At 69.5% G+C, this 20,204-nt stretch carries 21 protein-coding genes; 14 read left to right on the top strand and 7 right to left on the bottom strand.

The window, feature by feature from the left end; translation table 11 throughout:
- Positions 1 to 22: 22 nt before the first annotated feature.
- The 4 genes from secE (at position 23) to rplA (ending at position 2,881) form a co-directional block, all read left to right on the top strand.
- Positions 23 to 331, top strand: coding sequence for a preprotein translocase subunit SecE (secE, locus tag NQ151_RS07410; protein WP_257507968.1), 309 nt, complete (start codon positions 23 to 25; stop codon positions 329 to 331).
- A gap of 72 nt (positions 332 to 403) precedes the next feature.
- Positions 404 to 1,504 carry a transcription termination/antitermination protein NusG gene (gene nusG / locus NQ151_RS07405; protein ID WP_257507969.1) on the top strand — a complete coding sequence of 367 codons (1,101 nt, stop codon included), beginning with the start codon at positions 404 to 406 and terminating at the stop codon, positions 1,502 to 1,504.
- 245 nt (positions 1,505 to 1,749) lie between these two features.
- On the top strand, positions 1,750 to 2,181 hold the full coding sequence (gene rplK / locus NQ151_RS07400; RefSeq protein WP_257507970.1) for a 50S ribosomal protein L11: 432 nt from the start codon (positions 1,750 to 1,752) through the stop codon (positions 2,179 to 2,181).
- Between the two features lie 13 nt (positions 2,182 to 2,194).
- The gene (gene rplA / locus NQ151_RS07395) at positions 2,195 to 2,881 is read left to right on the top strand and encodes a 50S ribosomal protein L1 (protein WP_257507971.1); all 687 of its coding nucleotides are present in this window, start codon (positions 2,195 to 2,197) and stop codon (positions 2,879 to 2,881) included.
- A gap of 156 nt (positions 2,882 to 3,037) precedes the next feature.
- On the opposite strand, the gene NQ151_RS07390 is transcribed toward rplA, so the two are convergent.
- On the bottom strand, positions 3,038 to 3,313 hold the full coding sequence (locus NQ151_RS07390) for an acylphosphatase (protein WP_257507972.1): 276 nt from the start codon (positions 3,311 to 3,313) through the stop codon (positions 3,038 to 3,040).
- A 42-nt stretch (positions 3,314 to 3,355) separates the two neighbouring features.
- Positions 3,356 to 4,018 (bottom strand): LysE/ArgO family amino acid transporter, encoded by a 663-nt coding sequence (locus NQ151_RS07385; protein WP_257507973.1) that lies wholly within the window; start codon positions 4,016 to 4,018, stop codon positions 3,356 to 3,358.
- 68 nt (positions 4,019 to 4,086) lie between these two features.
- Between NQ151_RS07385 and NQ151_RS07380 the strand changes: the two genes are divergently transcribed.
- A complete protein-coding gene (locus NQ151_RS07380; protein ID WP_257527581.1) occupies positions 4,087 to 4,983 on the top strand; it encodes a LysR family transcriptional regulator ArgP in 897 nt (298 codons plus the stop codon).
- Between the two features lie 55 nt (positions 4,984 to 5,038).
- Here the strand turns inward: NQ151_RS07380 and NQ151_RS07375 are convergent, their stop codons facing one another.
- Both NQ151_RS07375 and NQ151_RS07370 read right to left on the bottom strand, forming a co-directional pair.
- Positions 5,039 to 6,070: an NADP-dependent oxidoreductase gene (locus NQ151_RS07375; RefSeq protein WP_257507975.1), complete on the bottom strand. Its 1,032-nt coding sequence runs from the start codon at positions 6,068 to 6,070 to the stop codon at positions 5,039 to 5,041.
- A 312-nt stretch (positions 6,071 to 6,382) separates the two neighbouring features.
- Positions 6,383 to 7,573 carry an ROK family transcriptional regulator gene (locus NQ151_RS07370; protein WP_257527580.1) on the bottom strand — a complete coding sequence of 397 codons (1,191 nt, stop codon included), beginning with the start codon at positions 7,571 to 7,573 and terminating at the stop codon, positions 6,383 to 6,385.
- Between the two features lie 115 nt (positions 7,574 to 7,688).
- On the opposite strand from NQ151_RS07370, the gene NQ151_RS07365 reads away from it, so the two are divergent.
- Genes NQ151_RS07365 through NQ151_RS07335 form a run of 7 tightly spaced genes read left to right on the top strand, consistent with a single transcriptional unit; the run spans position 7,689 to position 15,640 of the window.
- Complete coding sequence (locus NQ151_RS07365; RefSeq protein WP_257527579.1) at positions 7,689 to 8,795, top strand: Gfo/Idh/MocA family protein; 1,107 nt, start codon at positions 7,689 to 7,691, stop codon at positions 8,793 to 8,795.
- Positions 8,792 to 10,351, top strand: coding sequence for a sugar ABC transporter ATP-binding protein (locus tag NQ151_RS07360; RefSeq protein ID WP_257527578.1), 1,560 nt, complete (start codon positions 8,792 to 8,794; stop codon positions 10,349 to 10,351). The genes NQ151_RS07365 and NQ151_RS07360 overlap by 4 nt, the downstream gene beginning before the upstream one ends.
- Positions 10,348 to 11,463, top strand: a complete 1,116-nt coding sequence (locus NQ151_RS07355) for an ABC transporter permease (protein WP_257527577.1) — start codon at positions 10,348 to 10,350, stop codon at positions 11,461 to 11,463. The genes NQ151_RS07360 and NQ151_RS07355 overlap by 4 nt, the downstream gene beginning before the upstream one ends.
- Positions 11,460 to 12,542: an ABC transporter permease gene (locus NQ151_RS07350; RefSeq protein WP_257527576.1), complete on the top strand. Its 1,083-nt coding sequence runs from the start codon at positions 11,460 to 11,462 to the stop codon at positions 12,540 to 12,542. Before NQ151_RS07355 ends, NQ151_RS07350 begins: the two co-directional genes overlap by 4 nt.
- 14 nt (positions 12,543 to 12,556) lie before the next feature.
- Complete coding sequence (locus NQ151_RS07345; RefSeq protein WP_374113795.1) at positions 12,557 to 13,750, top strand: substrate-binding domain-containing protein; 1,194 nt, start codon at positions 12,557 to 12,559, stop codon at positions 13,748 to 13,750.
- Complete coding sequence (locus NQ151_RS07340; protein WP_257527575.1) at positions 13,750 to 14,604, top strand: sugar phosphate isomerase/epimerase family protein; 855 nt, start codon at positions 13,750 to 13,752, stop codon at positions 14,602 to 14,604. Before NQ151_RS07345 ends, NQ151_RS07340 begins: the two co-directional genes overlap by 1 nt.
- A gap of 28 nt (positions 14,605 to 14,632) precedes the next feature.
- A complete protein-coding gene (locus tag NQ151_RS07335; protein ID WP_257527574.1) occupies positions 14,633 to 15,640 on the top strand; it encodes a sugar phosphate isomerase/epimerase family protein in 1,008 nt (335 codons plus the stop codon).
- A 91-nt stretch (positions 15,641 to 15,731) separates the two neighbouring features.
- Here the strand turns inward: NQ151_RS07335 and NQ151_RS07330 are convergent, their stop codons facing one another.
- From NQ151_RS07330 to NQ151_RS07320, 3 genes are all read right to left on the bottom strand, one after another.
- A complete protein-coding gene (locus NQ151_RS07330; protein ID WP_257527573.1) occupies positions 15,732 to 16,223 on the bottom strand; it encodes a MarR family winged helix-turn-helix transcriptional regulator in 492 nt (163 codons plus the stop codon).
- Positions 16,224 to 16,233: 10 nt separating this feature from the next.
- Positions 16,234 to 17,928 (bottom strand): MDR family MFS transporter, encoded by a 1,695-nt coding sequence (locus NQ151_RS07325; protein WP_257527846.1) that lies wholly within the window; start codon positions 17,926 to 17,928, stop codon positions 16,234 to 16,236.
- Positions 17,929 to 18,153: 225 nt separating this feature from the next.
- Complete coding sequence (locus NQ151_RS07320) at positions 18,154 to 18,804, bottom strand: YqaJ viral recombinase family protein (RefSeq protein ID WP_257507985.1); 651 nt, start codon at positions 18,802 to 18,804, stop codon at positions 18,154 to 18,156.
- Between the two features lie 299 nt (positions 18,805 to 19,103).
- Here NQ151_RS07320 and rplJ point away from each other — a divergent pair, with 299 nt between their 5' ends.
- Together rplJ and rplL are read left to right on the top strand one after the other, a co-directional pair.
- A complete protein-coding gene (gene rplJ / locus NQ151_RS07315; RefSeq protein WP_257527572.1) occupies positions 19,104 to 19,592 on the top strand; it encodes a 50S ribosomal protein L10 in 489 nt (162 codons plus the stop codon).
- Between the two features lie 50 nt (positions 19,593 to 19,642).
- Positions 19,643 to 20,020 carry a 50S ribosomal protein L7/L12 gene (gene rplL, locus NQ151_RS07310; protein WP_257507987.1) on the top strand — a complete coding sequence of 126 codons (378 nt, stop codon included), beginning with the start codon at positions 19,643 to 19,645 and terminating at the stop codon, positions 20,018 to 20,020.
- Positions 20,021 to 20,204: the final 184 nt, after the last annotated feature.

The following is a 20,204-nucleotide window of genomic DNA, read 5'->3' as shown; positions in this document are numbered from 1 at the left end:
AGGTCACTAACAGGCGGAGTTGATGGTCCAGGACGAATCGAAGGGCGAGGTCGTCGAGACCGGCGATGCTCCGCGCGTCGCCCCCAGCGACACGCCGCGCTCGAAGAAGCCCAACTTCTTCCAGCGCATCGCCAACTTCTTCCGGCGCATCGCCAACTTCTTCCGCGAGGTCTTCGCGGAGCTCCGCAAGGTCGTGACCCCGACCCGCCAAGAACTCCTGAAGTTCACGGGGGTCGTGCTCGGATTCGTCGTCGTCATGATGGCGATCGTCTACGGTCTCGACTGGGTGTTCACCTGGGTCGTCCAGATCGTCTTCGGCGTCCCGAGCTGAGCCGCGCAGACGTACGCAATCCGGTGACCTCGGCTGAGATGTCACCGGAACCACGAACGGAAGAGAACCCAAGTGACTGAAAAATATGTCGACGACGCCGACTGGGCGACCGCCGCAGAGCAGTCCAGTGAGGACGACGAAGCCCAGGAGGGCAACGTGCTCGCCGCTGAGGAGCGCGCCGCCGAGCCGGCTGAGCACCTCGCGCTGCACATCGTGGACGACAACGCCGAGGACCAGGACGGCGACGACGCGGACCTGAGCGAGCTGGACGACATCGAAATCGACGACCCGGAGGCGGATGCCATCGTGAACGACGCCCTGGAGATCGACGAGGCCGCCGAGGTCGAGGCTGCTGCCGAGGTGCTCACCGACTCGCTCGCCGAAGAGCAGGCCGAGCGCGTCGCGGAGGAGGCCGACGAGGTCACTCCTTACGACGGCCCCGACGTCAACGGCGAGCCCGATGAGCCCGCCCTGGACGACGACTTCCTGAGCGACTTCGCGGCCGCCGCAGGTACCGCCAGCGCCGCTGAAGACGCCGACGAAGACGCCGAAGAGGACCCGTACGAGGCCTTCCGCACCGAACTTCGCAGCCTGCCGGGCAAGTGGTACGTCATCCACTCCTACGCCGGCTTCGAGCGCAAGGTGAAGGCGAACATCGAGCAGCGCAAGTCGACGCTCGAGGTGGAAGAGGACATCTACCAGGTCGAGGTCCCCATGGAGGACGTCGTCGAGATCAAGAACGGTCAGCGCAAGATGGTCACGCGCGTCCGGATCCCCGGCTACGTGCTCGTGCGCATGGAACTGAACGAGGACACCTGGTCGGTCGTGCGTCACACGCCCGGCGTGACCGGCTTCGTCGGCAACGCGCACAACCCCACGCCGCTTCGCTTCGAAGAGGCCTTCAACATGCTCAAGTCGCTCGTGGAGATCAAGGAGGTCGCATCCGCAAAGGGTGGCGGCGCCAAGGGCTCCGCGACGCAGGCGCGCTCCATCCCCGCCGAGGTCGACTTCGAGGTCGGCGAGACGATCACGATCAAGGAAGGCTCGTTCGCCGGTCTTCCCGGCACGATCAGCGAGATCAAGCCCGAGAGCGGCAAGCTCACGGTGCTCGTCTCCCTGTTCGAGCGCGAGACCCCCGTCGAGCTCTCGTTCGACCAGGTCACGAAACTCTGATTCGGCCCGGTGGTTGAGTAGCCGCCGCAGGCGGCGTATCGAAACCCCCGAACGCACCCGAGAACGCCCCGCCCGGCTCACGCCAGACGGGGCGTTCTCGCGTGCACCGGGCATCGGGTAAGATTGTGGGGTTTGCACGTTCGTTAACGCGCGCGCAGACGAACCGCCGTCCGGAACCGCCGGATTCGCGGGAGATGGATACGGTCCGCGCTAAGGACCGGTCCCTCGAGGAGAGGAAGCAACACATGGCACCCAAGAAGAAGGTGACCGGCCTGATCAAGCTCCAGATCAAGGCTGGCGCCGCCAACCCGGCGCCGCCGATCGGCCCCGCGCTCGGTCAGCACGGCGTCAACATCATGGAGTTCTGCAAGGCGTACAACGCCGCGACCGAGTCGCAGCGCGGCAACGTCATCCCCGTGGAGATCACCGTCTACGAGGACCGCAGCTTCACGTTCATCCTGAAGACGCCGCCTGCAGCCGAGCTGATCAAGAAGGCCGCCGGTGTGGCCAAGGGCTCCGCCGTGCCCCACACCACCAAGGTGGGCAAGCTCACCAAGGACCAGGTCCGTCAGATCGCCGAGGCGAAGCAGCCCGACCTGAACGCGAACGACATCGAGGCCGCCTCGAAGATCATCGCCGGCACCGCCCGTTCCATGGGCATCACGGTTGAGGACTGAGGGGATAACGAACATGGCTAAGTCCAAGGTTTACAACGCTGCCGCCGAGAAGATCGAGCCCGGCAAGTTCTACTCGTCCACCGAGGCGGTGCAGCTGGCCAAGGAGACCGGGTCGAAGAAGTTCGACTCGACCGTCGAGGTCGCGCTCAAGCTCGCCGTCGACCCGCGCAAGGCGGACCAGATGGTCCGTGGCACGGTCATCCTGCCGCACGGCACGGGTAAGACCGCCCGCGTCATCGTCTTCGCGACGGGTCCGGCCGCTGAGGCCGCCATCGCCGCAGGCGCCGACGAGGTCGGTGGCGCCGAGCTCATCGAGAAGGTCGCCGGCGGCTGGACCAACTTCGACGCCGCGGTGTCGACCCCTGAGCTCATGGGCCAGGTCGGTCGCCTGGGTAAGGTGCTGGGTCCCCGTGGCCTCATGCCGAACCCCAAGACCGGCACCGTGACCCCCAACCCGGCCAAGGCCGTGGAGGAGATCAAGGGCGGCAAGATCGAGTTCCGCGTCGACAAGCACGCCAACGTGCACTTCGTCGTCGGCAAGGCCTCGTTCACCGCTGAGCAGCTGGATGAGAACTTCAACGCCGCTCTCGAAGAGATCGTGCGTTTGAAGCCGTCCAGTTCCAAGGGCCGCTACATCCAGAAGGGTGCCATGTCGACCACGTTCGGCCCCGGCATCCCGCTGGATGTCAACGTGTTCTGAGCCACCGCGCTTACACGAAGGGACCTCGCCTTCGGGCGGGGTCCCTTCGTCGTTCCCGGGGCACTTCGCTTGATCCCTCGCCTGTCGCAGATGGTCGCCGCCGGCCGTCATGCGTGACAGGGGAGCGGGTGTTGCGGGCACGCGCGGACGGGTGACTCAGGCGTCGGGGAGCACCTCGAACGTGGCCTCGCCGCTCGGGTCGCGCTCAGTGACGGCGGCGTCGTCGACGCGGGATCCCGGCGGGCCCTCGGCCATCCACGCGAGCACCTCATCGACCTGGTCGTCGGTGCCCTCGATCTCCGCCTCGACCGAGCCGTCGCGGCGGTTGCGCACCCATCCCGAGGTGCCGGCATCCCGTGCCACCATGCGCATCGTGTACCGGTAGCCGACGCCCTGAACGTCGCCTCGAACGATCACGTGCACGCGCCTCATAGCCTCCATCGTGCCGTGCATCGGGTGTCACCGCGACCGGGCTCACCGCGGCAGCACGAGGCTGACCGCGAGCGCCGCCATCACGACGGCGATGATACCGTCGAGCACCCGCCATGCGCGAGGCGTCGCCAGCCATCGGCCCAGCACGCGCGAGCCGTATGCCAGAGCGAAGAACCACACGACGCTCGCGGTCATCGCACCCGCGGCGAACACCCAACGATGGTCGCCGTGGGTGCTGGCGACGCTGCCCAGCAGGAACACCGTGTCGAGGTAGACGTGCGGGTTCAGCCAGGTCAGTGCAAGGCACGTGAGCAGCACAGGGCCCAGGCGCGTGCCCGTCGAGACGGCGCCGTCCGGCGTCGCCGGAGCCGACTCCGCCGCGGGCGCCCCACCCGCCGCAGTCGCCCGGAGTGCTGCGCCCGACGGCCGCCACGCGCGCCGCGCCGCCAGCAGCGCGTAGCCGAGCAGGAACACCGCGCCCGCCCAGCGCACCACGTCGATGAGCCAGGGCACCGCCTGCAACACGAGGCCGAGTCCCGAAACCCCCGCCGCGATCAGCGCGGCATCCGACACCGCGCACACCGTCGCCACCGCCGCGACGTGTTCGCGGCGCACCCCCTGCCGCAGCACGAACAGGTTCTGCGCGCCGATCGCGACGATGAGCGAGAGGCCGAGCGCGAATCCGGCGGCGAGGGAGGGGAGCACGGTTCGACGCTACGACCGCGGCGGCTATCAGTACAGCTCAGGATTCTTCCGTACCATTAGCATGATTGATGATGCGAGTTCCTGCTGAGCTGGCCGAGACCCTCGCCGTCGTCGTCGACGAGGGCACGTTGGATGCCGCGGCGCGCCGCCTGCACGTGACCCCGTCCGCCGTCAGTCAGCGCATCAAGGCACTCGAGGAGCACGTCGGGCGGGTGCTGCTGGTGCGGGCGAAACCCGTGCGGCTCACCGAGGCCGGGGGAGCCGTGGTGCGCCTGGCCCGCCAAGTGGGGCTGCTCGAGCACGACGCGCTGCGTGAGCTCGGCGACCCGGACGAGGGTGGGGTCTCGGTGCCGCTCGCGGTGAACGCCGATTCCCTCGCCACCTGGTTCCTGCCACCGCTGGCGCGGCTGGCGGCGCGGCATCCGGTCGTGTTCGACCTGCACCGCGATGACCAGGACTTCACGGCAGCGCTGCTGGAGAACGGCACCGTCATGGGCGCGGTCACGTCGCGGGCGACCCCGGTCGCAGGGTGCGCGGTCAGCGCCCTCGGCACGCTGCGGTACGAGGCGGTTGCAACGCCGGCCTACGTCGCCCGCCACCTGCCCGACGGGGCGAGCGCGAGTGCGCTGGCTACCGCGCCGCTGGTGGACTTCGACCGGCGCGACGATATCCAGCGCACCTGGCTCGCCGGTCGCGGCGTCGACCCGGATGCAGCGCCGCGGCACTATGTGCCGGCATCCAACGACTTCGCCGCAGCCGTGCGACTCGGCCTCGGCTGGGCGATGCTGCCCCGCCTGCAGTCGCAGCAAGCGCTGGATGCCGGTGAACTGGTGCCGCTCGGTGGGGCAGGCGTGGACGTGCCGCTGTACTGGCAGCAGTGGAACCTGCGCTCCCCACTGCTGGACGCGATTGCCGGCGAACTGATCGCCGAGGCGCGGCGGGTGCTCGCCCCTTCCGGCGCATGACTCAGGAAGAACGCGGCCGTGAGCGGGCGGCAGCGGGCGGGTGGGCTCGGGGCGGTCAGTCGTCGCTGACTCGAAGCACCGACTTACCGCGGGTGTGCCCACGCTCGAGTTCGAGATGCGCCGCTGCCGCCTCGTCGAGGTCGAAGACCCGGTCCAGGAACACCCGGATCGAGCCCGACTCCAGCAGGCGCGCGAGCGTCGCGAGTACCCCGCCGTCCGGGATGACCTTGTACGACGTCGCCCGCATGCCGGCGGCCGCGGCCGCCTCCGCGTAGCCCGGCCAGCCACCGGTGGGCACCAGCACGTACAGCCCGCCGGGACGCAGCACCGACAGCGACCGCGAACCGGTGTCGTCGTACACGTTGCCGACCAGGTCGATCACGACGTCCACCTCGCCGGCGACGTCCTCGAAGCGCGTGGTGGCGTAGTCGATCGCCACGGATGCGCCGAGGTCGCGCAGCCACGAGAGGTTGCGCTCCGAACCGGTCGCGATGACGTAGGCGCCGAAGTACGCCGCCAGCTGTACGGCGAAGTGGCCGACGCCGCCGCTGCCGGCGTGGATGAGGATGCGTTGACCCTCGTGCGCATGGGCGGTCTCGACGACGAGCCCCCAGGCCGTCAGGGCGGCCAGCGGGACGCCAGCGGCTTCGGCGTGGGAGAGGGATGCGGGTTTCCGGGCGACCGACAGCGACGGGACGACCACGTACTCGGCGTAGGTGCCGCCGGACCGGGGGAACGGCACCATCCCGTAGACCTCCGTGCCGGGCGGCAGTGGGTGGGACTCATACGGTGTCTTCACGACGACGCCGCTGAAGTCGAAGCCGATCGTGCTGGGGTAGGACGTGATCCCGGCAGTCGCGCCGCCGCCGCCGCGCGTCTTGGCATCGATCGGGTTGACGCCGGCGGCGACGACGCGCACCAGCACCTCGCTGAGCACCGGCGCGGGCACCGGCACCTTGGCGACGTGCAGCACGTCGGCAGGGCCGGGCTTGTCGAACAGCACCGCCTTCATCATCGGGGGCGGGTCGGACACGACAAGGGGTCCCGCATCGGGTACGGCGGTCGATCTCAGCGGCCGGAATCTCATCGGTCGCTCCTTTCGCGCTCCGCGGGTGGCGGCAGGTGCTGCTCGGTTCGGCCCGGGATGGGGCTGGGGGTCCCAGTCAACCCGGAGTATGTCTCGCCCGTGTTACGCGGGTGAAAAGACTCGCCCCCGCGTCGCGGATGCCGCGCCGCCCGTGCCCGCCGCCTGCGGCATCCGCTCAGGGTCGCGTCCCCCGCCGCGCCCCCCCCCCCCGCGTCACACCACCGGGGGCCGCCGCCCCCGTGGGAAACACCCACTGTCTCGGCCACCAGCTGTGGTCTCACGGTCTTGGGGAGGGTGGGGACCCGCGCCGGGTCAGGCACGGGCGGCGAGGGCGTCGACGTTGGCGGGGGCCAGCACGTGCCGGGTGACCATGATCGCGGCCCCCAGCACCGCGGCGGTCTCGCCTGCTTGCGACTGCACGATGCCCAGATGCTGGGTGGCCAGCGGGATCGACCGCCGGTAGACGACCTCGCGCACCCCCGCGAGCAGGTGTTCGCCGGCGCGGGCGATGCTGCCGCCGATCACGATGAGGGAGGGGTTGAGCATGTTCACCACCGTCGCCAGCACCTCACCGACCTCGCGGCCGGCCTGGCGGGTCGCCGCGATGGCCGCCGGGTTCCCGGAGCGCACCAGCGTGACCACGTCCGAGCTCGCCCTCGCCTCGATGCCCTGTGCGCGCAGTTCCGCGGCGATCGCGGTGCCGCTGGCGATGGCCTCGAGGTCGCGTTCGTCGCCCGGTGGCCGGGGGGAGTCGTGGCTGTACGGCACCTGCACGTGGCCCATGTCGCCGGCCGATCCCTGCGCGCCGCGCTGCAGTTGCCCACCGGAGATGATGCCCGCGCCGATTCCGGTGGCGACCTTCACGAAGACCAGGTCCTCGACACCAGGCCAGCCGAGCGCCTGCTCGCCGAGCGCGAGGATGTTCACGTCGTTGTCCACGAGCACCGGCACCTGGTACGTCGCCTGCACGTACCCCGGCACGTCGAACCGATCCCACCCCGGCATGATCGGCGGGTTGGTGGGGCGGCCGGTGGAGTGCTCGACAGGCCCCGGCACGCCGATGCCGACCCCCACCAGCCGCTCCGGCGGGGCGCCGACGTCGCCGAGCAGTGCGTCGGCATCGGCCAGCACGCTGTCGAGCACCGGCTCCGGTCCATCGGCGATGTCGAGCTGCCGCGTGCGGGAACCCAGGATGTGCCCGGCGAGGTCCGCGACCGCAACGGTGGCGTGCGTCGCACCGAGATCCACGGCGAGCACGAACCCCGCGAGTGGATTGAACGCGATTCGCACGGGCGGCCGCCCGCCGGTGGAGACCGCCTCGCCTGCGGGGCGGACGAGACCGGATGCCAGCAGCGCATCGACCCGGGACGACACGGTCGACCGCGCCAGTCCGGTCAGCGTCGCCAGCTCAGCCTTCGTGCGCGCCCTACCGTCGCGAAGGATCTGGAAGATCTCTCCCGCCTCCGGATTCGCAGCTCCTGTGCTGCGTGCGGCATCGACCATGGGCACAGTAAATCACAGGACTTCTCCTCGACACCCGCACATCATTCGCATCTCAACTCGGTCCCTTTTGCCACCCCACTAGCAAAAGTCCCTCGCTGCTGTGAGAATCGCCGGCATGACAACGGGCGTCATCGAGACCGGCGTCGGAACGATCCGAACCGGGGTACTCGGCGGGGGCTTCATGGCCCGCGTGCACGCCGCCGCCGCGCAGGCGGCAGGCTCCCCGCTCGTCGCCGTCGCCTCCTCCACACCGGCTCGCGCCGCGGACGCCGCGCGCCGACTCGGGGCTGGGCGGATCGAGGCGGATGCCGCGGCGCTCGTGGCGGCATCCGATATCGACGTCGTGCACGTGTGCACTCCCAACGCCACGCACGCCCCGTATGCGCTCGCCGCGATCGCGGCCGGGCACCACGTCGTCTGCGAGAAGCCACTGGCGACGACCACCGCCGACGCGCGCCGGCTCGTCGATGCGGCGGCGGATGCCGGTGTGGTCGCCGCCGTCCCGTTCGTCTACCGCTACCACCCGATGGTGCGCGAGGCCAGCGCCCGCGTCGCCCGTGGGGATACCGGCACGCTGCTGAGCGTGCAGGCGGCGTACCTGCAGGACTGGATGCTCGCCGCGTCCGACGACGACTGGCGGGTGGATGCCGAATCCGGCGGCCCGTCGCGGGCGTTCGCCGACATCGGCTCGCACCTGTGCGACCTGCTGGAATTCGTCACCGGGGAGCGCATCGCGCGCCTGACCGCGGTGACCCGGCGCGTGTTCGATCGGCGCGCCGATCGCGAGGTGGGCAACGAGGACATCGCGGCCGTGCTCGCCGAACTCGGCTCCGGGGCCGTCGCGACGCTGCTGGTGTCGCAGATGGCCCCCGGCCGCAAGAACGGACTCGTCCTGGAGCTGCACGGCACCGGCGAGAGCCTCAGATTCGCGCAGGAGCGGCCGGAGGAGCTGTGGGTCGGGGGGCGTCACGGTTCCCAGCTGCTCCTGCGCGATCCCGCCACCGCCGATGCGGCATCCGCCCGGCTGCAGCGGATGCCGGCGGGGCACCCGATGGGGTATCAGGATGCCTTCGACAACTTCGTCGCCGACGTGCACACCGCGATCCGGGGAGGTGCGCCGGACGGGCTGCCGACCTTCGCCGATGGCCTCCGGGCGGCGCACCTCACCGAGGCGGTGCTGGCCTCGGCGGAGCGCCGGGAATGGGTGGAGGTGGACGCATGACCGACACCGCGCTGGCCGGCGCCCCGGTCCCGGCTGGTCCGGGCGACGTGGTGCTGCGCGCCCACGGCATCGGCAAGAGCTTCTTCGGGGTGTCCGTGCTGCAGGACGTCGGCATCGAGGTGCGCCGGGGCGAAGTGCATGGCCTGGTCGGCGAGAACGGCGCCGGAAAGTCGACGCTCATGAAGATCCTCGCCGGGGTCTACCAGGCAGACGCCGGCACGGTGGAGTACGAGGGCCACCCGGTCTCGTTCACCCACCCGAGGCAGGCGATGGATGCCGGGCTCGTCACGGTGTTCCAGGAGTTCACCCTGCTGCCCGAGCGCACCGTCGCGCAGAACGTCTTCCTCGGCCGGGAGCCCCGCCGCGGCGGCTTCGTCGACAGGCGGGCCATGGTGCGGCGCACCCGCGACCTGCTCAGCGACCTCGGCGTGACCTTCATCGACCCCGCGGGACGGGTCGGGTCGCTCACCGTCGCCGAGCAGCAGATCGTCGAGATCGTCAAGGCGCTCTCGTTCGACGCACGGGTCATCTCGATGGACGAGCCCACGGCGGCGCTGAGCGACCACGAGGTGGAGCTGCTGTACGCGATCATCCGCAAACTCACCTCGCGCGGTGTCGCCGTGATCTACGTCTCGCACCGGCTGAAGGAGATCTTCGACCTGTGCGACCGCATCACGATCCTCAAAGACGGTGCGCTGGTCTCCACCGATGCCACCGCAGACCTCACCACCGGTGAGCTGGTGCGGCGGATGGTCGGCCGCCCGATCCAGGCGTACTTCCCCGGGCCGGTCGCCGGCACCGAGCGGGGCGCCGCCCGGGTGGAGCTGGCGGGGTGCGGCAACGACTTCGTCGACGCGGTGACCCTCGCCGTCCACGCCGGCGAGATCGTGGGCGTCGCAGGGCTGCAGGGATCCGGCCGCACCGAGCTGGTCGAGGGGATCTTCGGGGTGCACGGCTTCAGCCGCGGCACGATGCGCCTGGACGGCCGCCCGGTGAAGCTGACCACCGCCCGCGCCGCGGTGAAGGCGGGGCTCGCGCTGGTCACCGAGGATCGCAAGGCGCAGGGCCTGGCGCTGAGCCAATCGGCGCTGGACAACACCCTGCTGGTGGTGCGCAGCGTCTTCGCAGGACGCACCCGCGCTGCGCGGCGTGAGGTACCCGGCATCCTGGGGTCCCTCGAGATCACCGCCGGGCGGCTCGATCAGGAGGTGCGGTTCCTCTCGGGCGGCAACCAGCAGAAGGTCGTGCTGGCGAAGTGGCTCGTCACCGCCCCGCAGGTGGTGCTGTTCGACGAACCCACCCGCGGCATCGACGTCGGCGCGAAGATCGCCGTCTACCAGCTGATGCGCCAGCTCGCCGCCGAGGGCAAAGCGGTGCTGATGGTCTCCAGCGAACTGCCGGAGGTCATCGGCATGAGCGACCGCATCCTCGTCATGCGCGACGGCGAACTCATCGCGGAGCTGCCGGCGGGGTCGGCCGAGCATGAGGTGCTGGCCGCCGCGACCGGATCCGACGACCTCGATCAGGCCCCGGATGCCGAAGGGAGGCAGCCATGAAGCGCGTGCGCCTGGACGCCAGTCTCATCGTGCTGGGCATCCTCATCCTCGTGATCGCGGTGGGTGCGATCCTGGTGGCGACCACCGGGCGCAGTTTCTTCAGCCCCGGCAACATCCGCGACATCCTCACCGGCATGAGCGTGCTGGGGCTCGTCGCGATCGGGCAGACCCTCGTGATCCTGGGCGCGTCGCTGGACCTGTCGGTGACCTACGTGATGAGTCTGGCGAGCCTCATCGCCGCGACGACCATGGCGGGAAACCCGGCGAACATCCCCTGGGCGGTCACGCTGACGCTGCTGGTGTGCGCCGGCATCGGCCTGGCCAACGGGCTGATCGTCACGGTGCTGAAGGTCAACGGGTTCATCGCCACGCTCGGGGTGGGGCTCATCCTGCAGGGCGTGCTCAACACGAACTTCCAGGGGAGCGCCGGCTCGGTGCCCTGGGCGTTCCAGCTGCTGGGCGCCACCGGCGTCGGGCCGGTGCCGGTGTCGACGATCATCATGCTGGCGCTGGCCGCGGTGGTGTGGTTCCTGCTGGATCGCACCCGTACCGGTGCGCACCTGTTTGCCGTCGGCGGCGACCCCGTCGTGTCGCGACTGTCTGGCCTGCGCACCCAGCCGCCGCTGATCGTCGCGCACGTGCTGTGCTCGGTGTTCGCCGGGCTCGCCGGCCTGCTGCTGGCCAGCCGCCTGGGGGTGGGCAGCCCCACCGTCGGGCAGCAGGGCGGATACGCGCTGCTGTCGATCGCGGCGGTCGTGCTGGGAGGCACGCTGCTGCTGGGTGGACGCGGATCGGTGTGGGGCACGATCGGCGGAGTCGCGATCTTCGCCGTCGTCGACAACGTCATGAGCGTCATGCAGGTGAACCCGTTCCTCAAGGACGTCGTGCGCGGAGTCGTCATCGTCGCCGCCGTGGCCGTCTACAGTCGCCGCGCCATCGTGCGCCGGCGTGCGCGGTTCGGCCTTGGCGGTACCCGCACCGGCGGGGATGCGGCGGCGGCCACCGCCGCTCCGGCGATGGTCGCCGCCTCCGCCGGCCTCATCGCCGAGGCCGAGCATGCGCCGGGCAGGCCCGGCTCAGGGGACGCACCGGAAGGTGGTGACCGCCGATGAACGCCATCCGCACCCTGCTGAGCCCGCGCGGGGCGGTGTTCCTGCTGCTGATCGTGCTGCTGGTCGCGGTGATCATCCTCAACCCGTCGTTTGCCCAACCCGGTCAGATCATGCGGTTCATCCAGCGGGTCGCCCCGATCGCGATCGTCGCCATCGGACAGTACTTCGTGATCATCGCCGGCGAGTTCGACCTGTCGCAGGGGTCGCTCGTCACCGCGCAGGTGATCATCGCCGGAAACCTCGTCGGGCAGGACGACTCCCGGACGCTCCCGGTGCTGGCACTGATGGCGGTGTTCGGCGTGATGGTCGGGATCGTCAACGGCCTGCTCACGACACTGCTGAAGGTGCCGTCGTTCATCGTGACGCTCGGCATGATGCTGGCGCTGCTGGGCGGGGTGATGTGGTGGACCGGCGGGGCCGCCACCGGTAACCCCGCCGACAGCTTCCGGCAAATCGGCCGCGGTGGCATCCGAGACCTGCCGCTGATCGACTTCGTGCCGTGGTCGGTGCTGATCCTCGCGGCCTGGCTGGCGCTGGGCATCTGGCTGACCACCCGGCCGCTCGGCAAGACGCTCATCGCCGTGGGCGACAACGCCCGGGCGGTGCGGTACGCCGGCGCCCGCGACTGGTGGGTCACCACGCGCGCGTTCATCATCTCGTCGCTGTCGGCGACCCTGGCGGCCGTCGTGCTGGTGGGCCACGCCGGCGTGCACCCGTCGGTCGGGCGCGGTTACGAATTCGTCGCTATCACGGCGGTCGTGCTCGGCGGTGTCGTGCTCGGGGGCGGCCGAGGTTGGATCGTCGCGGCCGTGGCAGGTGCATTCGTGCTCGAAGCACTGTTCCTGCTGATGAACATCGCCGAGGTGCCCGCGACGCTGCGCGATGCCGTGCAGGGCGTCATCATCATCGCGGCCGTGGCCTATTCGGGCGTCGCGTTCCGCGCGCGCCGGCCTCGCGCGGCACCACCCGCTTCTCCCGATCAGGGGAAGGAGCCCGACGCGCTCGCCGGCGCCTCGGCTCGACTATCCGCATCACCTGCCCCTGCCGCCGACGGTGGCACAGCAACCAGAGGAGACTAGAAATGCGACGATCAATGAAGATCGCCACCGCGGCGGTGGCCCTCGTCGGCCTGTTCGCGCTTGCGGGGTGCACGACCGATCCGAACGTCGACCCCGCCAACACCGAGAGCCCCGCCGCCGAGGAGGAGCAGGAGTGGTTCGACCAGGAGATGTACGACACCCAGCTCGCCCAGCGCGAGGTGGCGCCGGCCGGGCCCGAGGACGAGCCCTACCTGCAGCACATCGACGCCGAGATGGTCGACACGTCCGAGTTCGCGAGCACCGGGGCCAAGAAGGCGTGCTTCGCCAACGCGTCGATCTCCAACCCGTGGCGCCAGACCGGCTGGATCACCATGAACCAGCAGCTGCAGGCGCTGCAGGATGCCGGTGCGATCAGCGAGATGGAGACCCGCGACGCGCAGGACTCCGATGACACCCAGATCGCCGACATCGACTACTTCATCGCCGAGGGCGAGTGCGACGTGTTCATCATCTCGCCCAACTCCACTGCGGCTCTGACTCCGGCGGTGGAGCGGGCGTGCGAGACGGGCAAGCCGGTGATCGTGTTCGACCGCGGCGTGAACACCGACTGCCCGGTGACCTTCATCCATCCCATTGGCGGGTTCGCCTGGGGCATCGACACCGCCGAGTTCCTCATCGACAACCTCGAGGAGGGCGACAAGGTCGTGGCGCTGCGGATCCTCCCCGGTGTCGATGTGCTGGAACACCGGTGGGCCGCGGCCGAGAAGCTGTTCAACGAGGCGGGCATCGACGCGGTGGACTACTTCACCGGAGCCGACCCCGCCGAGATCAAGAACATCATCGCGGACGAGCTGGCCACCGGCGACGTGGCAGGCATCTGGATGGATGCCGGTGACGGCGCGGTCGCCGCGATCGAGGCCTTCGAGGATGCCGGGGTGGACTACCCCGTCATGACCGGGGAGGACGAGATGAGCTTCCTGCGCAAGTGGCAGGAGACGGGGCTGACCGGCCTCGCGCCGGTGTACTCGAACTTCCAGTGGCGTACCCCGCTGCTGGCGGCCCAGATGATCTTCGCCGGCGAGGAGGTGCCGGCCGAGTGGGTACTGCCGCAGAGCCCGATCACCGCCGAGGAGCTCGACCAGTACCTCACCGAGAACGACGGCATGCCCGACGGGCACTACGCCAAGTTCGGCGGCGAGAACCTGCCCGGATACCCCGAAGTCTGGCAGCAGCGCCAGATGCCATGATGCCCCGCACGATCGGCGTCAACACCTGGGTGTGGACCTCCCCGCTGACCGATGAGTCCCTCGCGCGCTTGGCTCCGCGCATCGCCGCGATGGGGTTCGGGGCGATCGAGCTGCCGCTGGAGAGCGTGGGGGACTGGTCGGCCCAGCGGGCCCGGGACCTGCTGGCGGAGCTGGGGCTCGCGGCGGTCGTAGTGGGGGCCATGGGTCCGGGCCGGTCGCTGCTCGAGCGCGCCGGCAACGTCGCGGCGACCCAGCAGTACCTGACGGTGTGCATCGAATCGGCGCGCGTGCTGGGCAGCCCGGTGGTGGCAGGTCCCTTCTACACCCCCACCGGCGTCGCCTGGCGGATGAGTCCGGAGGAGCGGGAGGATGCCACCGCGCAGCTGCGCCGGAACATCGCGCCTCTGGCCGACGCGGCATCCGCAGTCGGTGTGACCCTCGCGATCGAACCGCTCAACCGCTACGAGACGAGCGTGGTGAACACCGTCGAACAGGCGGTGGAGGTGTTCGGACCGCTGTTCGGGGCCGGGGTGGGCCTGGCGCTGGACACCTATCACCTGAACATCGAGGAGAAGCGGCCCACCGACGCGATCCGCGCCGCCGGCGCCGCGATCGCCCACGTGCAGGTGTGCGGCAGCGACCGCGGCCCGGTCGGCGACGACCACACCGACTGGCCCGCGACGCTCGCCGCGCTCGACGACGCCGGTTACGACGGGATCCTGGGCGTGGAGAGCTTCACGGGGGACAATGCCACCATCGCGGTGGCAGCGTCGGTGTGGCGGCCGCTCGCGGCATCCCCGGATGCGCTCGCCGAACGATCGCTGGCGTACCTGACCGCGCTGACCGCGCGCTGACGGTCATCCCACCCGAAGGAGCCGAGCCATGGCAGAACATCCCGTCACCCTCTTCACCGGACAGTGGGCCGATCTGCCGTTCGAGGAGATCGCGCGCCTGGCGGCCGGGTGGGGCTACGACGGGCTGGAGGTCGCGGCATCCGGGGATCACCTGGACCTGCGCCGGGCCGACGAGGACGACGCCTACGCGCGGTCGCGGCTGGAGATCCTCGATCGGCACGGACTGCGGCTGTTCGCGATCTCGAACCACCTCGCCGGGCAGGCGGTGTGCGATGCGCCGATCGACTTCCGCCACCAGGCGATCCTGCGCGACTACGTCTGGGGAGACGGCGACGCGGAGGGGGTGCGGCGGCGCGCTGCCGAGGACATGCAGCGCGCCGCGCGGGTGGCCCGCAAGCTCGGCGTCGACACGGTCGTGGGGTTCACCGGGTCGTCGATTTGGCCGTTCGTGGCGATGTTCCCGCCGGTGCCGGAGTCGGTCATCGAGGCGGGGTTCGAGGATTTCGCGACGCGCTGGCATCCGATCCTCGACGTGTTCGACGGGGAGGGGGTGCGATTCGCGCACGAAGTGCACCCGGGGGAGATCGCGTACGACTACTGGAGTTCGGTGCGGGCGCTGGAGGCCATCGATCACCGGCCGGCGTTCGGGTTCAACTGGGACCCGAGCCACATGATGTGGCAGAACATCGATCCGGTGGGCTTCATCTGGGACTTCCAGGACCGGATCTACCACGTGGACTGCAAGGACACCCGGATGCGGCCGCGCAACGGCCGCGCCGGGGTGCTCGGGTCGCACCTGCCGTGGGGGGACCCGCGGCGCGGCTGGGACTTCGTCTCAACGGGGCATGGGGATGTGCCGTGGGAGGACTCGTTCCGGGCGCTGGATGCGGTCGGCTACACCGGGCCCATCTCGATCGAGTGGGAGGATGCCGGCATGGACCGCCTGCACGGCGCCGCCGAGGCGCTGCACTTCGTGCGTTCCCTGCTGTGGCCGCCGCCCGACGCCCCGTTCGACGCCGCCTTCCGCACCCAGTGACGTTCGGTGTCGGCGCCGCTCAGTCGCTGAAACCACAGCTGGTCGCCGAGACGTTGGGAACTTCCCACGGTCTCGGCGACCAGCTGTGGTCTCACGGGGTGGGTGCTGGGGCTGGGGCCGGGGGCTCGGGCGGGGTGCCGGCGGTCAGGGCGTGCAGGAGCCGGGTGAGGTTGTCGATGTCGGCGACCGACCAGGCATCCAGCGCATCCATCATGGTGTCCTGCTGGGGGGCGCGGGCGGCTTCGAGCCGCTCCAGGCCCAGGGCCGTCGGTGACAGCAGGCTCGCGCGGCCATCGGTCGGGTCCGGCGTTCGCTGGATGAGGCCCAGCTCCTCCAGCTCACGCACGGTGCGGCTGAGCTGCCCCTTGTCCAGGAGCAGCTGTTCGGCCAGCGCCGACTGGGTGACCGACTCGCGGCGCACGATCGTGGTGAACACTTTGTAGGCGCCGGGGAGCATGCCGGGGTTCACCCGGTGGGCGTTGTCGGTGACGATCCGGCGGAACCGGTTGATCAGTTCGCCGAACTCGGCCTCCAGTGCGCGCACCGCGACGGTGCGCTCCACGGGGGTCTCATCGCCGGCCATCGCGCTCACTTTAGCGTCGGCTGTCGCGCGCGCCGGATGAGTCGGATGCGGCATCCGCGTCTACTACGGCATCCGTCTCGGCATCCGCATCGACCTGCGGCAGGGATCCCGTCGCGGTGAGGGTGGCCATCCCGACCGGGACCGAGACCGTCGCGAGGTCTGCCTCCGCCGCGCGCAGGCGCTCGGCGGTGGTCATGTTCGTCAGCGGGGTGCTGGGCAGGAACACGATCGCGATGAGGCTGATCACGGCGAACGGCACCGCGATGAGGAACGCGCGGGAGATGCCGTTGGCATAGATCTGCTCGAAGACGACGCGCAAGGCTTCGGGCATGGCGGCGACCTCGGGAAGCGCGCCGGTCTGCAGCTGCGCGGCCCACCTCACGCCTTCGTCGCCCAGGCTGGCCAGCGCCGCGGTGATGTCGTCGGTGCGTTCGGTGACGAGGTCGCTGACGCGGGTGGCCAGCGCGGCGCCCATCACGGCGACGCCGATCGTGCCGCCGAGGCTGCGGAAGAACGTCACCCCGGAGCTGGCGACTCCGATCTGACTGGGGTTGGCGGTGTTCTGCACCACGAGCACGAGGTTCTGCATCGTCATGCCGATGCCGGCGCCGAGGGCGAACATGTAGATCGACACGAGCACGAAGTTGGTGTCGGACTCGATGGTTGCGAGCATCGTGGAGCCGGCGACGAGCAGGACCGCGCCCACCACGAGGAACGCCTTCCAGCGGCCGGTCTTGGTGATCAGGGCGCCGACGCCCATCGACGCGATCAGCAGACCGGCGATCATCGGGATCGTCATGATGCCGGCTTCGGTCGGCGTCGCTCCGCGCGCGAGCTGCATGTACTGGCTGAGGTAGACCGACGCGCCGAACATCGCGATGCCGGTGGCGATGGATGCCACGACCGACAGTGAGAAGGTGCGGTCGCGGAACAGCGACAGCGGCACCAGCGGCTCGGGGGAGCGCAGTTCGACGATCACGAACAACACCGCGCCGAGCAGCGCGCCGCCGGCCATGAGCACGGTCTCCAGGCTCCACCAGGCGAAGGAGTCGCCGGCGAGCGAGATCCACACCAGCAGCAGCGACACCGATACCGACAGCAGCACGATGCCGAGGTAGTCGATCTTGGCCTTCACCTTCGGGCGTGCCGGAACCTTCAGCGTCCGCTGCACGATGATGAGGGCGGCGATGGCGACGGGAAGCGCGACGAAGAAGTTCCAGCGCCAGCCCCAGGCATCCGTGATGAGGCCGCCCAGGAGCGGACCACCCACGGTCGCGACGGCCATGACGGCACCGAACAGGCCCATGTACTTGCCGCGCTCACGCGGGCTGATGATGTCGGCCATCAGCACCTGGCTGAGGGCGGCCAGGCCACCGGCGCCGATGCCCTGGAGCGCACGGAAGGCGATGAGCGTCTCGGGGTTCTGCGAGAAGCCGGCGGCGGCGGTGGCGAGCACGAAGATGACGATCGAGATCTGGTACAGCAGCTTGCGGTTCATCAGGTCGGCGAGCTTGCCCCAGATCGGGGTCGAGATCGCCGTGGTCAGCAGCGTCGCGGTGACGACCCAGGTGAACGCCGACTGGCCGCCGCCGAGATCGTGGATGATGACCGGCAGCGAGGTGGAGACCACCGTCGAGGCCAGCATCGAGACGAACATGCCGAGGATGAGGCCGGAGAGCGCCTCGAGCACCTGGCGATGCGTCATCTTCGAGGGTGCGGCGGGGGTTGCCGGGGTGGACAAATGGAACTCCTTGGCGGGTCGGTGCGAGTCCGCGCGACGACACTGGCGACCGGAAAGTTGATGCGAGTCAATAGTTGAGACTGGTCAACTATAGGTCACTTGTTGACGTTCATCAACCAAGAGGCAGGGGCGGGCGCTACCGCGAATACTCACTCGACGCCGCGAATACTCACTCGGCGGCGGGAATACTCACTCGGCGAGGGCCAGGGCGCGGAAGGGTTCGCGCGGGGCGACGGGGGGAGCGATGAGGGCGCGGCGCTGGGTGGTGCGGTGGTAGAGCTCGTCGATCAGCGCGGTCGCGAGCTTGACCAGCTTGGCGATCTCGTATTCGTCCCGGTCGACCCAGGCGCAGCGCGGCTCGTCGCCGATCGGTACGAAGTCCACATGCTGCTCCCACGCCACGAGCGTGCGCTCGGCGCCGAGCACGTGCTGCTGCCACCACACCTGCCGCATGTACGACCGCGGGATCGACCGCCAGTGCTTGTTGGTCGTCTTGATCTCCGCGAGCGTCACCCGACCGCCGGCGTCGAGGCCGACCCCGTCGGGCGTTGCCAAGTGCCGCTTCTCGACCACGGCGTGAAACAGCGCAGACGAGGGTTGGATGCCATGGGTCGCGGCGACCCACGCGGCGATCTCCGGCTCGCGGCGGCGGCCGTGATCGGTGTAGGCGTTGCCGGAGAATCCCGAGCCCATCAGCTTCGCGTCGGCAGCCCGGGCGATCGACTTCTCGGACGTGAGGGATGCCACGTCGGTCGCGGTGATGCCGCGCGACCGGGCCCGCACCCACGCCACCCTGTCGCGGGAATCCGCGACGATGCGAGCGGAGAGTTCGGGGGTCACGTCTTCGACCCTAACCCCGCCTCGCGACGGCCGCAGTGCGGCACGCGGTCGGGCGGATTTGGCGGGTGCGATCACGTCACGTAGACTCGGAGCCAAGCCAAAGACCGTCGGTCATCGGTGTGCGCGCAAGCGCATGACGATCGAAGCTCTGCACAGCAGGGGCCCACGCAGGTGTACAGAACTTATTCTTCGGAATCCAGCTCCGTGCGCTTGCGCCGGAGCTTTTTTGTTGCCCGAGCACCGGACCGAGGCTGGCGCCCCGCCACTGCGGAGCGCCTCGTACATACCAAGGAGTGACCATGGCGCAGAAGGATGCATCGGTCGCCGAGCTCACGAAGAACTTCGAGAACTCGAACGCCGTCCTGCTGACCGAGTACCGCGGTCTGACGGTTGCCCAGCTCAAGCAGCTGCGTAACAGCATCCGTCAGGACGCGCAGTACGCCGTGGTGAAGAACACGCTGACCAAGATCGCCGCCAAGAACGCGGGGATCACCGCGCTGGACGACGACCTCAACGGTCCGTCGGCTGTCGCATTCGTGCACGGCGACTTCGTCGCCACCGCGAAGGCTCTGCGTGACTTCGCCAAGGCCAACCCGCTTCTCGTGATCAAGGGCGGCGTTTTCGAGGGCAACACCCTCACCGCCGAGGAGATCAACAAGTACGCCTCGCTCGAGAGCCGTGAGGTTCTGCTGGCGAAGGCGGCGGGCATGATGAAGGCGACGATGGGCAAGGCTGCGGCCACCGTCGACGCGCTTCGCGAAAAGCTGGAGACCGCTGAGGCCGCGTAAGCGACCTGCGGACTCTTTCCCACAAACCCCATCTATCTAGGAGATACATCATGGCGAAGCTCACCACTGAGGAGCTGCTCGAGCAGTTTGCCGGCCTGACGCTGGTCGAACTCAGCGAGTTCGTGAAGGCGTTCGAGGAGAAGTTCGACGTCACCGCTGCTGCCCCCGTCGCCGTTGCCGGCGCTGCTGGTGCGGCCGCCGAAGAGGTCGAGGAGCAGACGGCATTCGACGTCGTGCTCGAGGCCGCTGGCGACAAGAAGATCCAGGTCATCAAGACGGTCCGCGAGCTCACCTCGCTGGGCCTCGGCGAGGCCAAGGCCGTCGTCGATGGTGCCCCCAAGGCCGTGCTCGAGGGCGCGACCAAGGAAGCCGCCGAGAAGGCCAAGGCCGCTCTCGAAGAGGCTGGCGCGACGGTTACCCTCAAGTAATCACGCTTGTTCGATGAAGGCCCCGGATGCTTCGGCATCCGGGGCCTTCGTCATGTTCGGCGAGGTTCAGAGCAACGCGTCGGGGTTATGCAGTTGTGACCAATCGTCGTTGTGTGCACTCGGGCGTTCCCGTACCGTGAGCCTGGAATCGGTTCCCGTACATCGCTGTGCGAGCCCGGCGGGG

This window comes from Microbacterium sp. zg-YB36 (assembly GCF_024623575.2).
In the GTDB taxonomy this organism is placed as follows: Bacteria; Actinomycetota; Actinomycetes; order Actinomycetales; family Microbacteriaceae; genus Microbacterium.
This window is presented reverse-complemented; position numbering and strand designations above follow the sequence as displayed.

Coding starts and splice junctions, on each gene's coding strand:
- NQ151_RS07350 (WP_257527576.1), top strand. CDS start 11,460: ATGAACGCCATCCGCACCCTGCTGAGCCCGCGCGGGGCGGTGTTCCTG.
- NQ151_RS07370 (WP_257527580.1), bottom strand. CDS start 7,573: ATGGTCGATGCCGCACGCAGCACAGGAGCTGCGAATCCGGAGGCGGGA.
- secE (WP_257507968.1), top strand. CDS start 23: ATGGTCCAGGACGAATCGAAGGGCGAGGTCGTCGAGACCGGCGATGCT.
- NQ151_RS07355 (WP_257527577.1), top strand. CDS start 10,348: ATGAAGCGCGTGCGCCTGGACGCCAGTCTCATCGTGCTGGGCATCCTC.
- rplK (WP_257507970.1), top strand. CDS start 1,750: ATGGCACCCAAGAAGAAGGTGACCGGCCTGATCAAGCTCCAGATCAAG.
- NQ151_RS07330 (WP_257527573.1), bottom strand. CDS start 16,223: ATGGCCGGCGATGAGACCCCCGTGGAGCGCACCGTCGCGGTGCGCGCA.
- NQ151_RS07325 (WP_257527846.1), bottom strand. CDS start 17,928: ATGACGCATCGCCAGGTGCTCGAGGCGCTCTCCGGCCTCATCCTCGGC.
- NQ151_RS07380 (WP_257527581.1), top strand. CDS start 4,087: ATGATGCGAGTTCCTGCTGAGCTGGCCGAGACCCTCGCCGTCGTCGTC.
- NQ151_RS07340 (WP_257527575.1), top strand. CDS start 13,750: ATGCCCCGCACGATCGGCGTCAACACCTGGGTGTGGACCTCCCCGCTG.
- NQ151_RS07390 (WP_257507972.1), bottom strand. CDS start 3,313: ATGAGGCGCGTGCACGTGATCGTTCGAGGCGACGTTCAGGGCGTCGGC.
- NQ151_RS07360 (WP_257527578.1), top strand. CDS start 8,792: ATGACCGACACCGCGCTGGCCGGCGCCCCGGTCCCGGCTGGTCCGGGC.
- NQ151_RS07375 (WP_257507975.1), bottom strand. CDS start 6,070: ATGAGATTCCGGCCGCTGAGATCGACCGCCGTACCCGATGCGGGACCC.
- NQ151_RS07345 (WP_374113795.1), top strand. CDS start 12,557: ATGAAGATCGCCACCGCGGCGGTGGCCCTCGTCGGCCTGTTCGCGCTT.
- rplJ (WP_257527572.1), top strand. CDS start 19,104: ATGGCGCAGAAGGATGCATCGGTCGCCGAGCTCACGAAGAACTTCGAG.
- rplL (WP_257507987.1), top strand. CDS start 19,643: ATGGCGAAGCTCACCACTGAGGAGCTGCTCGAGCAGTTTGCCGGCCTG.
- NQ151_RS07365 (WP_257527579.1), top strand. CDS start 7,689: ATGACAACGGGCGTCATCGAGACCGGCGTCGGAACGATCCGAACCGGG.
- NQ151_RS07335 (WP_257527574.1), top strand. CDS start 14,633: ATGGCAGAACATCCCGTCACCCTCTTCACCGGACAGTGGGCCGATCTG.
- rplA (WP_257507971.1), top strand. CDS start 2,195: ATGGCTAAGTCCAAGGTTTACAACGCTGCCGCCGAGAAGATCGAGCCC.